Annotated in this window: 13 protein-coding genes, 1 tRNA gene and 1 other RNA gene; 7 read left to right on the forward strand and 8 right to left on the reverse strand. The window is 67.7% G+C overall.

Annotated elements, in window-relative coordinates; genetic code table 11:
* The first annotated feature begins 1 nt into the window (after position 1).
* Positions 2-1,420 (forward strand): FAD-binding oxidoreductase, encoded by a 1,419-nt coding sequence (locus ACXDF8_RS00140; RefSeq protein WP_457221226.1) that lies wholly within the window; start codon positions 2-4, stop codon positions 1,418-1,420.
* Positions 1,417-2,733: a class I SAM-dependent methyltransferase gene (locus ACXDF8_RS00145; RefSeq protein WP_457221227.1), complete on the forward strand. Its 1,317-nt coding sequence runs from the start codon at positions 1,417-1,419 to the stop codon at positions 2,731-2,733. The genes ACXDF8_RS00140 and ACXDF8_RS00145 overlap by 4 nt, the downstream gene beginning before the upstream one ends.
* A gap of 3 nt (positions 2,734-2,736) precedes the next feature.
* On the opposite strand, the gene ACXDF8_RS00150 is transcribed toward ACXDF8_RS00145, so the two are convergent.
* The 5 genes from ACXDF8_RS00150 to ffs form a co-directional block, all read right to left on the reverse strand.
* Positions 2,737-3,102, reverse strand: a complete 366-nt coding sequence (locus ACXDF8_RS00150; RefSeq protein WP_457221228.1) for a heme-binding protein — start codon at positions 3,100-3,102, stop codon at positions 2,737-2,739.
* A gap of 177 nt (positions 3,103-3,279) precedes the next feature.
* Positions 3,280-5,235, reverse strand: coding sequence for a DNA polymerase III subunits gamma/tau (locus tag ACXDF8_RS00155; protein ID WP_457221683.1), 1,956 nt, complete (start codon positions 5,233-5,235; stop codon positions 3,280-3,282).
* A gap of 58 nt (positions 5,236-5,293) precedes the next feature.
* Complete coding sequence (locus tag ACXDF8_RS00160; RefSeq protein ID WP_457221229.1) at positions 5,294-6,745, reverse strand: aminotransferase class I/II-fold pyridoxal phosphate-dependent enzyme; 1,452 nt, start codon at positions 6,743-6,745, stop codon at positions 5,294-5,296.
* An 11-nt stretch (positions 6,746-6,756) separates the two neighbouring features.
* Entirely contained in the window at positions 6,757-8,028 is a 1,272-nt protein-coding gene (locus tag ACXDF8_RS00165; RefSeq protein WP_457221230.1) for an aspartate aminotransferase type Ic, read from the reverse strand.
* Between the two features lie 12 nt (positions 8,029-8,040).
* Positions 8,041-8,137: signal recognition particle sRNA small type (gene ffs / locus ACXDF8_RS00170), an RNA gene on the reverse strand.
* A gap of 93 nt (positions 8,138-8,230) precedes the next feature.
* On the opposite strand from ffs, the gene ACXDF8_RS00175 reads away from it, so the two are divergent.
* Positions 8,231-8,316: transfer RNA gene (locus tag ACXDF8_RS00175), tRNA-Ser, on the forward strand.
* Positions 8,317-8,386: 70 nt separating this feature from the next.
* Positions 8,387-9,184 carry a lipid uptake coordinator LucA gene (locus tag ACXDF8_RS00180; protein WP_457221231.1) on the forward strand — a complete coding sequence of 266 codons (798 nt, stop codon included), beginning with the start codon at positions 8,387-8,389 and terminating at the stop codon, positions 9,182-9,184.
* Between the two features lie 260 nt (positions 9,185-9,444).
* Here ACXDF8_RS00180 and ACXDF8_RS00185 read toward each other — a convergent pair whose 3' ends face one another.
* The gene (locus ACXDF8_RS00185; RefSeq protein ID WP_457221232.1) at positions 9,445-11,550 is read right to left on the reverse strand and encodes a CocE/NonD family hydrolase; all 2,106 of its coding nucleotides are present in this window, start codon (positions 11,548-11,550) and stop codon (positions 9,445-9,447) included.
* A gap of 19 nt (positions 11,551-11,569) precedes the next feature.
* Between ACXDF8_RS00185 and ACXDF8_RS00190 the strand changes: the two genes are divergently transcribed.
* On the forward strand, positions 11,570-11,791 hold the full coding sequence (locus ACXDF8_RS00190) for a hypothetical protein (protein WP_457221233.1): 222 nt from the start codon (positions 11,570-11,572) through the stop codon (positions 11,789-11,791).
* Positions 11,792-11,827: 36 nt separating this feature from the next.
* A complete protein-coding gene (locus tag ACXDF8_RS00195; RefSeq protein ID WP_457221234.1) occupies positions 11,828-12,094 on the forward strand; it encodes a hypothetical protein in 267 nt (88 codons plus the stop codon).
* Between the two features lie 98 nt (positions 12,095-12,192).
* On the opposite strand, the gene ACXDF8_RS00200 is transcribed toward ACXDF8_RS00195, so the two are convergent.
* Positions 12,193-13,392 carry a PecA family PE domain-processing aspartic protease gene (locus ACXDF8_RS00200; RefSeq protein WP_457221235.1) on the reverse strand — a complete coding sequence of 400 codons (1,200 nt, stop codon included), beginning with the start codon at positions 13,390-13,392 and terminating at the stop codon, positions 12,193-12,195.
* A 1-nt stretch (position 13,393) separates the two neighbouring features.
* On the opposite strand from ACXDF8_RS00200, the gene ACXDF8_RS00205 reads away from it, so the two are divergent.
* Positions 13,394-13,876 carry a hypothetical protein gene (locus ACXDF8_RS00205; RefSeq protein WP_457221236.1) on the forward strand — a complete coding sequence of 161 codons (483 nt, stop codon included), beginning with the start codon at positions 13,394-13,396 and terminating at the stop codon, positions 13,874-13,876.
* A gap of 289 nt (positions 13,877-14,165) precedes the next feature.
* On the opposite strand, the gene ACXDF8_RS00210 is transcribed toward ACXDF8_RS00205, so the two are convergent.
* On the reverse strand, positions 14,166-15,269 hold the full coding sequence (locus ACXDF8_RS00210) for a DNA polymerase domain-containing protein (RefSeq protein ID WP_457221237.1): 1,104 nt from the start codon (positions 15,267-15,269) through the stop codon (positions 14,166-14,168).
* Positions 15,270-15,313 lie beyond the last annotated feature (44 nt).

Here is a 15,313-nt window from a genome sequence, read left to right on the forward strand (position 1 = left end):
TGTGTCTGTTTCCGCAGCACCGACAGCTCATACGCAGGGCGTGGAGCGGCTTCTGGCCAGCTATCACGCCATCCCGCCGAGCGCTTCCGTGCGCCTGGCCAAGCCGACCTCCAACCTGTTCCGCGCCCGCGCCAAACGCGACGCACCGGGACTGGACACCTCCGGGCTGACCGGGGTGATCTCCGTCGACGCCGACGCCAGGACCGCCGACGTGGCGGGGATGTGCACCTACGAGGACCTCGTCGCCGCGACTCTGCCCTACGGGCTGGCCCCGCTGGTGGTGCCGCAACTGAAGACCATCACCCTCGGCGGAGCGGTGACCGGGCTCGGCATCGAGTCGACGTCGTTCCGCAACGGGCTGCCGCACGAGTCGGTGCTCGAGATGGACATCCTGACCGGCTCGGGCGAGATAGTGACGGCCAGCCGCGACGAGCACTCCGACCTGTTTCGAAGCTTTCCGAATTCCTATGGCACACTCGGCTATTCGGTTCGATTGCGGATCGAGCTCGAACCCGTGAAGCCGTTCGTCGCGCTCAAGCACCTGCGGTTCCACTCGCTGGCCGACCTGATCGCCGCGATGGACCGCATCATCGAGACCGGCGGGTACGACGGGACGCGCGTCGACTACCTCGACGGCGTGGTGTTCAGCGCCGACGAGAGCTACCTGTGCGTGGGCGTGCAGACCGCCTCCGCCGGCGCGGTCAGCGACTACACCGGTCAGGACATCTACTACCGGTCCATCCAGCACCCCGGAAAAGACGGGGCCGTCAAGGACGACCGCCTGACGATCCACGACTACCTGTGGCGCTGGGACACCGACTGGTTCTGGTGCTCCCGCGCCTTCGGCGCGCAAAACCCCAAGCTGCGCCGGTTGTGGCCGCGACGCTACCGCCGCAGCAGCGTCTATTGGAAGCTGATCGCCTTCGACCAGCGGTTCAACATCGCCGACCGGATCGAAGCCCGGCACGGCCGTCCGCCCCGGGAACGGGTCGTGCAGGACGTGGAGGTGCCGATCGAGCGCTGCCAGGAGTTCCTGACCTGGTTCCTAGACGAAATCCCCATCGAACCGCTGTGGCTGTGCCCGCTGCGTCTGCACGACGCCGGCGGGTGGCCGCTCTATCCGCTGCGGGGCGGCCATACCTACGTCAACGTGGGGTTCTGGTCGTCGGTGCCGGTCGGCACCGGCGGGCAGGAGCGCAGCGACCCGGGAATCGAACCGGGTCCGGGGTATACCAATCGCCTGATCGAGACCAAGATCAGCGAGCTCGACGGTCACAAATCGCTGTACTCGGACGCGTTTTACACCCGCGAGGAGTTTGACGAGCTCTACGGCGGCGAGACGTACCAGACCGTCAAGAAGACCTACGACCCCGATTCCCGGTTGCTTGACCTCTACGCAAAGGCGGTGCAGAGACGATGACGACCTTCCGTGACAACCTGTCCCCCACGTCCTCCGGAAAGCTGAGCCTGGCCGAGATCTTGGAGCTCTTCGCCGCCGGCGGCGAACTGCCGTTGAAGTTCTCCGCCTACGACGGCAGCAGCGCCGGCCCGGCCGAGGCCGAGCTGGGCCTGGAGCTGCTCACCCCGCGGGGCACCACCTACCTGGCGACAGCGCCGGGTGACCTGGGATTGGCCCGCGCCTATGTGGCCGGTGACCTACAGACCCAGGGTGTGCACCCGGGCGACCCGTACGAGCTGCTCAAGGCACTGGCCCAGAAGCTGGACTTCAAGCGGCCGCCGGCGCGGGTGCTAGTCGACATCATCCGCTCGATCGGCATCGAGCACCTCAAGCCCATCGCCCCGCCGCCGCAGGAGGCGCTGCCCCGGTGGCGCCGGATGGCGGAGGGCCTGCGGCACAGCAAGAAGCGCGACGCCGAGGCCATCCACCACCACTACGACGTGTCCAACACGTTCTACGAGTGGGTGCTGGGCCCGTCGATGACCTACACCTGCGCCTGCTACCCGACCGCGGAAGCGACGCTGGAAGAGGCGCAGGAGAACAAGTACCGCCTGGTGTTCGAGAAGCTGCGTCTGAAGCCGGGCGACCGGCTGCTCGACGTGGGCTGCGGCTGGGGTGGCATGGTCCGCTACGCGGCACGCCACGGTGTGAAAGCCATCGGTGTGACCCTTTCCCGCGAGCAGGCGACCTGGGCGCAGAAGGCGATCGCCGAACAGGGTCTGGCCGACCTGGCCGAGGTCCGGCACTGCGACTACCGCGACGTGCTGGAGAGCGGCTTCGACGCGGTGTCCTCGATCGGGCTGACCGAACACATCGGGGTGGCCAACTACCCCTCGTACTTCGGTTTCCTCAAGTCCAAGCTGCGTACCGGCGGCCTACTGCTCAACCACTGCATCACCCGTCCGAACAACCGGACCGGGCCCAGCGCAGGGGGTTTCATCGACCGCTACGTGTTCCCCGACGGGGAGCTGACGGGGTCGGGGCGCATCATCACCGAGATTCAGGACGCCGGACTCGAGGTGGTACACGAGGAGAACCTGCGCCACCACTACGCGATGACGCTGCGGGACTGGTGCCGCAATCTCGTCGAGCACTGGGACGAGGCCGTCGAAGAGGTCGGCCTGGCTACTGCCAAGGTGTGGGGCCTGTACATGGCCGGCTCCCGGCTGGGCTTCGAGACGAATGTGGTTCAGCTGCACCAGGTGCTGGCCGTCAAGCTCGACCAGAAGGGCAGTGACGGCGGGCTGCCGCTGCGTCCGTGGTGGACGGCCTAGCGATCACACCGGGTTGGGCGCCGTCCCCGCCCCGCAGCGATTCTTGATGTCCTGCAGCGGTTGCCGGATGCCCGTGATGTCGTCCTTCACTTGGGGATTGGCAGCCATGTATGCCTTCACCTTGGCCAGCACCTGATCGCGCGGCAGCCCAGCCAGGCTGGTGAAGAACGCGTTCACGTCGGGGTGGGTGAACAGATACGCCGAGGTGGCGAACTGAACGCCGGTGCGCACACCCTCCAGGTCGGCGACGGTGCAGTTGGGCGGCGCATCGGGGTTGGGGTCGGCGGCTGCCGAAGGTGCCGCGGCCAGCAAGGTGAACGCACCGCAAGCCAGTGCGGCTGTCACCAGCCGGCGCCAGATGAAGGTCATGAGCATCCTGCCTCGAGTCGCACCGTTGAACGGGATCGACGGTAGAGGGGTTCGTCCCGAGGCGCGCTGCGAAACCCACGAATTCAGTGAGGGCACAGCAAAGACACAGAGTCCGCCTGGCTGGTTCACAAGGCCAGGGTCGGGACCGGTCAAGCGATCTACCGGGCGCGGCCCGCGCTAGCTTTCGATCTTGCGCGCGCCCAGCTCGGTCTGCAGCAGCTCGAGGGCGACCTCTTCGGGATCGCGGCGCGGGCCCGCATCGTCGTCGCGGCCGACCTCGGCGATCATGCTGTCCTCTTCGGCGCGCTGCACCTGGACGGGGTCGGGGGCGGGCTCGGGCGGCAGCGGCTCGGCCTCGGGCGCCGGCTGGCCGACGCCGACCTCGCACACCACCTTCCAGTTCACCCCCAGCGCATCCTTGAGCGCATCCTTGATGACGTCGGCGTTGCGCTGCTCGCACAGTCGCTTGGCCAGCGGGGCCGACGGGTGCGCCAGCACCAGGGTGTCGCCCTCGACCGACCGGACGATCGCGGCATCCAACATCGCGTAGAGGGGCTTGCTGCGGTCGCGGACCTTGTCGCGCACCGTCGACCACATGCTGCGCACGGCGGCCGCATTGGGTTCGGCAGCGGGGGCAGAAGCAGCGGGCGGCTCGGACGCCGCGACGGGCTTCGGCGCAGCCACCGGCGCGGCCGACGGTTCGGCGACCGACATGGCGACCGGCTCGGGCCGGGCCACCGGCTCCGGGGTGGGGACCGGTTCCGGTTCGGCGACCGGTTCCGGCGCGGCCACCGGCTCGGGCTTGGCGACAGGCGGCGGGGTCGGGATCGGGGTCGGGGTCGGGGTCGGGGGGGTGGTTGGGGCCGACGCCGGCTGCGCAGCAGCAGCCGACGGCGCCTGGGTCTGCGTCTTGCGCACGTACTGCTTCGCCGGCGGGGCGGCCGATGTCCCCATGGCGGCTTCGGCAGCGGGAATCGAGATGTCGAGGCGGGTCTCGATGCGCTCGATGCGCTGCAACAGCGCGGCTTCGGTGTCGCTGGCCGAAGGCAGCAGCAGGCGGGCGCAGACCACCTCGAGCAGCAGCCGCGGCGCGGTCGCACCGCGCATCTCACCCAGCCCGGCGTGCACCACCTCGGCGTAGCGGGCCAGCGTCGCCGGGCCGATCCGGGCGGCCTGATCTCGCATCCGGTCCAGGACGTCGTCGGGAGCGTCCACCACACCGCGGCTGGCAGCATCGGGAACCGCTTGCAGCACAATGAGATCCCGGAAACGCTCCAGCAGGTCGGTGCCGAACCGGCGCGGGTCGTGCCCGGCGTCGATCACCGACTCGACCGCCCCGAACAGCGCCGCGGCATCGCCGGCGGCCAGGGCGTCGACAGCGTCGTCGATCAGGGCCACATCGGTGGCGCCGAGCAGGGCCAGCGCCCGCTGGTAGTGCACCCGGTTGTCTTGGGCGCCGGCAAGCAACTGGTCCAGCACGCTCAACGTGTCGCGGGGCGAGCCACCGCCGGCGCGGATCACCAGCGGGAACACCGCGTCGTCGACCTCCACGTCCTCGGAGGCCAAGATCCGCTCGATCAGCGACCGCATGGTCCGCGGGGCCAGCAGCCGGAACGGATAGTGGTGGGTGCGCGAGCGGATGGTGGGCAGCACCTTCTCCGGCTCGGTGGTGGCGAAGACGAAGATCAGGTGCTCGGGCGGTTCCTCGACGATCTTGAGCAGCGCGTTGAAACCGGCCGTGGTGACCATGTGCGCCTCGTCGACGATGAAGATCCGGTAGCGCGACTGGGCGGGCGCATAGAAGGCGCGGTCACGCAGTTCGCGGGTGTCGTCCACGCCGCCGTGGCTGGCGGCGTCGAGTTCGACGACGTCGACCGAGCCGGGACCGTTGGGGGCCAGTGCCACACAGGAGTCGCACACCCCGCACGGCGTTGGGGTGGGGCCCTGTTCGCAGTTCAGCGAGCGGGCCAGGATGCGTGCCGAGGACGTCTTGCCGCAGCCGCGGGGGCCGGAGAACAGATACGCGTGGTTGATCCGGTTGGCCGCCAGCGCGGTGCATAGCGGTTCGGTGACGTGCTCTTGGCCCACCACTTCGGCGAAGGTTGCCGGCCGGTACTTGCGGTAGAGCGCCACAGTCAGCAGGTTACTCAGCTGTACCGACGTGGTCGCCACGGAGGCTCCGCGCGGTGACTCAGCGCACGACTCGCAGCGTCTGCAGTGTCGGGTCGGCCGCATAGGCGACCCGCACACCGTCGGCTCGTGCTTTGGCGAGCGCGTCCAGTACCCCCTCGGTGATCTGATCACCGGGCGCCAGCACCGGTATGCCCGGCGGATAGGGCGCGACGAGTTCGACGCTGACCCGTCCCACCGCCTGACTCAGCTCGACGGTCTGCGCCCGCGCGAAGAACGCCTCCCGCGGTGCCATCGCCGTCACGGGGGTGATCTGGTAGGCGACGCCGGCCACGACGGGCCGGGGTTCACCGCGGTGCCGCCGCATCGATGCGACGACCGTCTCGACCAGCCGGCCGACGGTGGCGTGGGTGTCCGCCAGGGACACCTGCGCGACGATCATGTCCCGTTCGGCCGCCTCGACCGGAAGTCCTGCGGCCAACAGGTCGTTTTCGACCGCGATGCCATCGGCACCCGTACTGGAGAGCACCAGCGTCAGCTTGAGCGGATCGACGGCGGGTCCGTCGAGGACGACGAGTCCGTCGACGGCGCAGAATTCGTCGCGGGCGGCTCGCACCGCGGCGAGGGCTTTGCCCAGCAACTGGGGTCCGTCTCGTTCCAGCAGGGCGCGGGCGGCGTCGATGCTGGCGAGGATGGCGCCGGCCGGGCTGGTGGTGTGCGTCGCCTCCACCCCGGCGTCCAGGGCGGCCCGGTCGATCAGCCCGCCACCGACCAGCACCATGGCCGCCTGGCTCCACGCCGGCAGCGTCTTGTGTGCGCTGACGACCATGGCGTCGGCGCCCAGTTGGAGGGGGTGGCGCGGTAGGTCGGGATGGAACCCGAAGTGCGCCGCCCAGGCCGCGTCCACGATCAGCGGCACGCCACCGTTGTGGGCGGCATCGGCCAACCCTCGGATGTCGCCGACGGTGCCGACATAGGACGGGTCCCCCACGAACACCGCGCGCGCGTCGGGGTGCGACCGCAGGGCTTCGGCTACCGTGGCGGGCGGGACGCCGAGTGGCAGACCGGTGGCCGGGTCGATCTCGGGAAGTACCCAGACCGGCGTGAGGCCGGCCAGGACCAGCCCGAGCAGCATCGAGCGATGCAGGGTGCGGCTGATGACCACCGAGCCATTGCCGGATATCTCATCGGCGGTCGGCCGGCCCGCACCGGCAGCCACGGCCAGCGCCAGCGCCTGGTTGACGTGGGTGGCGCCACCGACGGAGAACCGGCAGACGTCAGCACCCCACAGGTGCGCAGCGCGCCCTTCTGCCTCGGCCAGGACGCCCCGACTCAGCTTCATCGTGTCCAGGCCGGCGTAGAGCGGCACGTCCCCGGCGATGACGTCACCGACGAGATCGGTCCGCTGCTTGTGACCCGGAATGGTGAACGGCGTCGGCGGATCTTCGTAGAACCGCAGCCACGCATCCAGAAGCGGTGCGCTCGAGCGCAATCCGCGTGGGTCCGACGGCATCCCCGGGGCGCTCAGTGCAGCAGCGACTCGGTGGCCGCCAGGAGCGCACAGGTCGCCAAACCGTCGATCGCGTCGGTGAGGTCCGACTCCGGCGGGAACGTCGGCGCGATGCGAATGTTCTTGTCCTCCGGGTCTTTCCGGTAGGGGAACGAAGCGCCCGCCTCGGTGAGGGCAATACCGGCGTCCTTGGCAAGCGCAACCGTGCGCTTGGCCGTTCCGGGCAGCACGTCCAGGCTGATGAAGTAGCCGCCCTTGGGCTCGGTCCAAGACGCGATCTTGGAGTCCGACAGCCGCTTATCCAGGATGTCCAGCGCCAGCGCGAACTTCGGTGCCAACAACTGCTGATGGCGCCGCATGTGCAACCGAACACCGTCGGCGTCCTTGAAGAACAGCAGGTGACGCAGGTGGTTGACCTTGTCCGGGCCGATCGACTTCTTGCCCGCGTACTGCAGGTACCACGCGATGTTGCCCAGCGAACCACCGAAGAAGCTCACCCCCGCCCCGGCGAAGGTGATCTTCGACGTCGAAGCGAACACGTAGGGCCGGTGCGGGTGACCGGCCTTGTCGGCGAGCCCGAGGATGTCGACCTGGCGCGGGAAGTCCATGGTCAGTGTGTGCACGGCGTATGCATTGTCCCAGAATAGCCGGAAATCTGGTGCGGCCGTTTGCATTTGGACCAGACGCCGGACAACTTCCCAGGAGTAGGTGGTGCCGGTGGGGTTGGAGAACACCGGCACACACCACATGCCCTTGATCGCCGGGTCGGCGGCGACCAGCTCCTCGATGAGGTCGATGTCCGGGCCGTCCTCGCGCATCGGGACGCTGATCATTTCGATGCCCATGGTCTCGGTGATCGCGAAGTGGCGGTCGTAACCCGGTGCGGGGCACAGGAACTTGACCGCCGACTCCGCGGCCCACGGCCGCGGTGAGTCCACCCCGCCGTGCAGCAACGAGAACACGACGATGTCGTGCATGAGTTCGAGGCTCGCGTTGTTGGCGGCGATCAGGTTGGGCACCGGGATGCCGAGCAGTTCACCGAAGATCGCCCGTAGTCCGGGCAGTCCGTTGAGTCCGCCGTAGTTACGGGTGTCGGTGCCGTCCTCATCCCGGTACATCTCGCCGGGCAGGCTCAGCAGACCGTTGGACAGGTCGAGTTGTTGCGCCGACGGCTTTCCCCGGGTGAGGTCGAGTGCAAGCTTCTTCGCCTGCAAATCGGCGTAGTTCTGGCGCTGCAATTCGTGCTGGGCTTGCAGCTCATCGGGGCCCAGGGACTGAAACGACACCGTGCGCCTTTCACGAGGGGGACCCCGCGCACCCGCCAGAGCCCATTGACCCTTGCTGCCTTCCGGCCCTGGGGGAGTTCACAGGATAGACGCCGCGCGGGGTCCATCGCGAGTGTAATACGCCCCGCCACGGACCCCGTCGCGCAGGCTCCCGTCCGGCGGGCGGGGCAGGCGGTCGCTGCGGTCGGCTACCATAGCCGACGGAGGATTCGCCTAGTGGCCTATGGCGCTCGCCTGGAACGCGGGTTGGGTTAACAGCCCTCAGGGGTTCAAATCCCCTATCCTCCGCACCTGTCCGAGGTGCGACCGGGGGTCATAGCACCTGGTCGCACCTCGGACGCCAGCATCTAGGAGGGGTATGGGCCGGGCCGCCGCGACCGCGGTACACCTCACGTTCTGGATGTTGGCCGGCGTCTTGTACTTCCTGTTCGTCCTCCCCCGGTGGTGGGAGCTGATGGGCGACACCTCACACACACTCGGCACGGTGTTGCGCGTCGTGACGGGGGTGCTGTTCGTGGTGGCCGCGCTGCCGGCGCTGGTGAGCCTGCTCCGGTCTCGTCGTCCCGAGTCCCCCATCCCGATGTTGGCGTCCCGGTTGCGGCTGTGGTCGGTGATCCTGCTCGTACTGGCCGGCGTCCTCGTCGTGGGTGCTGCCGTCGCGGAGATCTGGGTCAGCCTGCAGCCCGGCGGACCCTGGTTGTTCGGGGTCTACGGCGCCGCGGCCGCGGTCGCGGTTCTCGGCCTGCTGGCCTTCAACCTGGCCTACACCGCCGAGCTGCCCCCCAAGCCGCCGAAACCGAAGAAGGAAAAGAAGGCCAAGAACGCCGGGGAAGCCGAGGAAGCCGAGGAAGCCGAGGAAGCCGAGGAGAACGGCGGCACCGACGCAGCCGACGAAGCTGCCACCGAAGACGTCGCCCAAGACGTCACCGAAGACGTCACCGCCGAGTCGCCGGCACCTGAGCCGCCCGTCGAGACGGAATCCGAACCGGCTGAGGTGACGGCGGCGGCCGAAGCCACACCCGAACCCCACGAGGGCGAGCCCGAAGAGAGCGAGCCCGAGCCGGAATCCGGCGGATTGCGCAACAAGCGCCCGACGGGAAAGAACAGCCACCGGCTGCGGCGCCGCAGCCGCGGCCCCATCGCGCTCGAGGACTGAACACCCCGAACCACCGGTCTGAGGACCGACCTCCCGCCTTGCGCTGAGCGCAGTGCACAAACTGTGCCGTATCGGGTCGCCCAGTGGACGACCGGCAGTGTGGGAAAAGCTCCGTCCGGGCGATCGCCCCCGTGCGGCTTCGGCACCCGCATCGACCAGCTGGCAGGGCCGGGTCGGCGACTGGGCCGTGATCGACATCAATGCCAGGTGGAAGAAGGGGCAGACGCTCGACCCGGACTGGCAGCTCCGCGTCTGAGCTCTTACGGCTCGGGGGTGACCACCGCCGGTGTCGGCAAGGTCAGGTTGATATTGGAGATGTTGATGACGCCGTACGCGGTGAAATTCTCGTACGCCGTGGCCGAGCTGGTGATCTGCAGGGTCAGATTGTCGACGTCGGGATCGGAGACGGTGTAGACAATGTTCTCCATGTTGATCGAGGCCGTGTGGGTCCTGCCGTCCATGGTCACCGCGACCGGGGTGACCAAGTTGCCCACCACCAATCCGGTTTTGTTGTCCACCAACTGGGCATAGACGAACCGGTTGGTGCCGATGCCGGAGTAGTCGAAACTCACGGTCGGTGCGCCAACGTACTGCGCGCCGGCCTGGGTAGCGACCTCGACGTTGATGGCGTTGCGGGCCCTGGACGCCAAGCCAAGCGAATAGGGGATCGACGCCTGGGGCGCGGGCCCGGAGCCGCCCAGGATCGGGACGATGCCCAGCGTCCCGCCGGAGGCATTGGTCACCGCCTGGTAGGGCGTTCCATAGAAGGCTTCGGACGAAGGCAGGGTGTCCGCCTGGTACCAATCGCCGTTCTGGTCGGTGTACTGGAATGTGGGGATGTCCGGCGTCCCGGTTGTGTTGCCGTCCTTGACGTAATAGTCCAGCCAGGCGAACGTCGAGGCCAGGTTGGGGTTGACGTCGCCGTCGTTGGTCAGGCACACGCCGTGGCCGCCGCAGAACCAGATCATGTTCACCGGAGTGCCATAGGGATTGGCGGTGATGGTCTGCGCGTTGTCGATCGCCTGCTGCAGGGTGAACAGCACGTCGACGGTGCCCTGGATGAGCAGTGTCGGCGCCTGCAGCTGGTTCAGCAGCGAGGTGGGCCCGCTGCTGCTGAGCACCGCCTGGGCGGTCTGGCTGAGCACCCCGAACAGATCGCCGGTGGCGATGCCGAGGTAGATCTGGTTGTTGATCCGCGCCCCCGACAAGACCAGCGACAGCAGCAGCAGCGATGCGTACGACGTCTTGAAGGCACCATCGGGATACAGCGAGTTGTTCAGTGAGTTCCAGGCGATGCCCGGGACGATCGCGTCGATCTTGGGGTTGGTGGCGGCGCTGGTGAGTTGGATGCCGCCGCCGTAGGAACCGCCGACCATGCCAACTCGAGGATCGCCGGGGCTGTCGAGCTGGGAGTTGGTCAGTCCGGCCACCCAGTCGACGATCGCGGCGACGTCGCGGCCTTCATAGAAGGGATTGTCCAGCTGCAGAACGCCGCCGGAGGCGAACTCGCCGCGCGGGTCCCAGGTGACGACGTTGTAGCCGTTCTGGCGCAGTTGTTGGACGCCCGGCGTGAGCCCGTCGATGCCGTACTGCGTGTAGGGGTCGGTCTGACCGGGGCTGGCCAGACCCGGACCGTCCAGGATCGTCGGCTTGGTGTCCGAGCCGGTGAGTCCCGAGGCAGGGAACCAGTTGACGCTGATCAAGGTGCCGTCGAAGGACGTCATCTTGTACGTGTAGGCGACCGGGTCGGTGGCCGGCAGCACCGTATTGGAGTTGAACGTGGCGATCTGCGAATACCCGATCAGAGGCGCGAGCAGGTCACCGAGCACCGGGGTCTGGTGCAGCACCACGAGGATCTGCGGCACCACCCCGCCGACGATCGGGATGCCTTCGAGCAGCTTGTCGAATTGCGTCTTCTCGGCGACCAGGATCTTGAACTGTTCGTTGCCCGAGGTCAGCACCGACTGGTTGGGCAGATAGGTGAAGTTGCCCAGCACGTAGTTCGAGTCGTCGGTGCTGGAGAAGGTGATCTTGCCGCCCGCGCTCGGCCCGCTGATCACGGTGTAGGTCAACGTCGTTCCCGTTGGCGCTGTGGCCCCGGTGGTGCCGTTGATGATGCCGTCGACGACGGTTAGCACCGGCGCGACGGCGATCGGGTTGGTGCCGATCGTCAGCGACGAGGTGGATGTCAGAGCTGAGCCCACCGAATTGCTTGTGGTGCTAGATGTTTCGCGGCGGGTGAGGGCGGCGAAAGCCAGCGCCAAGGGGTTCTCGGCCGGCAAGGTGGGCAGATTCCCGGTGAGCGGGTCCAGCGCATCGTGCAGCGCGGTGGTCAGCACACCGGAGATGGTGGCCGGGCTCGGCACCGACGGGAGGGAGACTGGCGTGGTAACGGTGACCGCGCTGGCCGCGGACGCCACCGACGAAGCTGCCGAGGTGGCGGAGTTCGTGGTGTCGGCGGCCGCCGACGACGATCCGGAGTTGTTTGCCGAAGCAACAGAAGAAGTGGTGGTCTGCGCCGACACTGACGACGTGGTTCGGAGCTGCCCGACAGCGGAGGCAGCGCGCTTGGAGCCAGACTTCGCGCCACCGGTGCCGACCACCTGACCGGACCCGCCGGCCGACGCCCGCTTCGAGGTGCCGGTGGCGTGGGAGGATCGCGCCGACGCCGCGGAACCCGAACCGGACGTGCCCGAGGCGGCGCTGTTGCCCTCCGAGGAACTGGAATTCGTCCCCGCCGCCGATGCGCCCGTGCCCGTCTCCGCCCAGGCCACGCCGTATCCGGTGGAGAACACCGCCGCGCCGACCCCGAGGGCCACCGCCAATCCACCGACCCGGCCCACAAACCTCGAAGCGCCCATATCCCCTGCCCCTCCGTGCAAACAGCCACTGTGCCTGCAGGGAGGGTAACGCTCAGGTAACTTCGCTTTCGCGAATTACCGAAAACGTCAGCGGCGAGTTTGCTGATCTAACACTGACGCGCACGAGGCCCGCGGGGCGGCACGCCATCAGGCGTAGTCGAAATCCGTCGCCCCAACGCCATTCGGTGCGGTGTAGTCGATGTAGACCGGACCCTGTTGGAATGCGATGTAACCAGTGTTGATCAGACCCGACGAGATTACGGTCGGCCGGTTCGTCGATGTGATCGTGTAGGAGTACAACAAGGTGCCGTCGGAGGAGTACACCGAGACCTTGGTGCCTACCGCCAGATACGTGTACCAGGTCCCATACACGCCGCCGGAATCGATAATCGCGCTGACGTCCTGCGTCGTGGTGTTGTTGGTCTTGACGTCGACATAGGCGATAGAAGCGCCCGTCACCGACGCCCGAACCGGCAGTGGATTGGGCCCCAGCACCATCACACCGGCCAGCCCGAAGAACAGTCCCTGGTAGAGAAAGACGCCGTCGCTCATTTCCCCGGTCAGCGCCGCGGTCGGCACACTCGGGCCCGGCCCGTAGGAGTTGGCGCCGATGCCCAGAATGCCGACGAAGCCGCCGGTGCTCCAGAGGCTCAGCCACGCGTCACTTTCGGCTTCGTCGACGATGATGTCGACGGTGGTGGGGTTGGTGACGATGCCGTTCCCGAAATTGACCGTTGTCGTGTATTCGTTGTAGTCGAAGGTCTGGCTGACGTCACCGCTGTAGGTCACCGACCCCGAACCGGTGGCAACCAACCCGTCCATGTTGACCGAGGACGAGGTGAGCACCAGCCCGGACGACCCGGTGTCGACGAGCACGGGAACACTCGGCCCGCCGTTGACCGAGATGTAGACCACCGGCTCGGTGCCGGCTTTCATCGTCACCAGAACGACGCCGTAGACACGGCCGTTCTCGGCGGCCGTACTGACGAGGTTCTCGACCGTCGTGACCGTCCCGGACGATTCGAAGGCACCGACCAGCGGCAGCAAGAAATCCGTGCTGTTCAGCGCGGTGGTGGCCAGCGTCGGAAGCAGCAACGCCCCCAACAGGACGAGACCGCTCACTTGATGCACGATCGGTATACCGGCGGTGTCGGCATACCACGCCTGGGCCGTCGGGGTCGCCGTCTCCCAGGTGCTCAGCGACAGCGCCGCCTGGGCGAGCAGCACCTGCGGCACGATCGCAGCCAGTCCCGCCAACAGGTTGCCGCTCCCCCAGGTCTGCTCGGTCAGCAGCGACTGAGCTTCGGCGATCAGCTCCTGAGCCAGGTCCACTGCGACACCGGCCACGATGCCCGACGACGGCAGCCACGACTCGTCGTTGGGCGTGTCGCTCGTGGCCGCCTCGTCCGTCGTCGCCGATGCCGTCGCCGTGGTGTCGGCGGCAGTGCTGTCGGTCGCGGTGGTGTCGGCGGCAGTGCTGTCGGTCGCGGTGGTGCTGTCGGTCGCGGTGGTGTCGGTGGCAGTGCTGTCGGTGGCAGTCGTGTCGGTGGAGCTCTGCGTCGACGAGTCGGCGCTGGTGGATTCGGTCGCGGTTCGCGCGGAATGGGCCAGTCCCGACGTCGCGTTCGCAACCCGGACCGAAGTCGTCGCCGAGGTCGTCGAGGTCGTTGTCGAGGTCGTTGATGCCGCCGCCGAGGCCGTCGAGGCCGTCGATGTCGATGTCGATGTCGAGCTGCTTGTGCTCGTGGCAGACGACGCGACATGGCTGCTGCGGGCCGAGTGCGCGGTGGACTTCGACGACGAGTCCGTGCTGGAGCCGGTGTCGGCATAGGCCACCGCAGTGCCACCGATCAGCGCGGCACCCACTCCCAGCGTGACGGCGCCGGCGCCCAACCACGAGTAAGGCTGGAGGCGGCGGCGTTTCCGACGGTCGGTTTGCCTCATCGCTTCCCCCAAGGTGTGCAGGCGTCCGCGGCTGATCGTCACAGCCGCAATTTGCTGAGTGTCTATCACAGGTGAACGGGACGGCGATGGACAACCCGCACCCTAACAACCTATGAATCTCTTATAAGAGCTGAATGCGCGGCCGAACTTGCCCGGGTGGCACTAACTCCGACCGGCTATGACCTGCGGTCGGTGTCTCGGCTGGGCTGCACCCTTTTGGGTTCGCCCGGCATCTTCGGATAGTTCGGCGGGTAGGGCAGGTCGCCGAGACCGCGCTCCTCGTCGGCGGCCACCATCGCTAGCAGCGGATCGATCGACTGGGCCACCGAATCCAAACCCGCCATCGGGTCACCGCGCTCGCCGACCAGGGCGGGCACCGTCGCGATGGTGTAGTCGTCGGGATTGGCTCCGGCCAGTTCCTCCCATGTCAACGGCGTGGACACGGTGGCGATTGGGGTGGCGCGCACCGAGTAAGCGCTGGCGAAGGTCCGATCGCGGGCGTTCTGGTTGTAGTCGACGAACACCCGCGTTCCGCGTTCCTCCTTCCACCAGGAGGTGGTGACCAGGTCCGGTGCCCGACGCTCGAGTTCACGGGCCAGCGCAATGCCGGCGTGCCGCACGGCGATGAAGTCCCAATCGGGGCGAATCCGCAGGAATACGTGCACGCCGCGGCCGCCCGAGGTCTTCGGGTAGCCGACCAGCCCGAGTTCGTCGAGCAGCGGTTTGAGGATGTCGACGGCGATCGTGCGGGCATGGGAGAAGCCGGTGCCCGGTTGTGGGTCGAGGTCCACCCGCAACTCGTCGGGGTGGTCGGTGTCCGGACAGCGAACCGGCCAGGGGTGAAAGGTGACGGTGCCCATCTGTGCGGCCCACACGACCGCCGACGGATGGGTGACCTTCAAGGCGTCGGCGGTGCGCCCGGACGGGAACGTCACCCGACAGGTGTGCAGATAGTCCGGGTGCTTCTCGGGCACCCGCTTCTGGTAGATCTCCTCGCCCTCGATGCCGTCCGGGAACCGCTGAAGGTGCGTGGGCCGGTCCCGCAGCGCGCTCAGCAACGGCCCTCCGGTTCCTTTTCCCGGGTCGCTTCGCTCCTGCCCTCCGGTTCCTTTTCCCGGGTCGCTTCGCTCCTGCCCTCCGGTGGCCACCATCGTCCGGTAGTACTCGACCAGTGCACCCTTGGTGCCGCCCGCCCCAAGTCGGGGGAAGTACACCTTGTCGCGGTTGGTGAGCCGGACGGCGACACCGTCAACGTCAAGTTCCTCGGCCTTGGCCGCCATCACCGCGCCGGGTTGGATGGAAGTCCGTTCACCCCTCCGAAACT

It is taken from the genome of Mycolicibacterium sp. CBM1, from assembly GCF_054073305.1.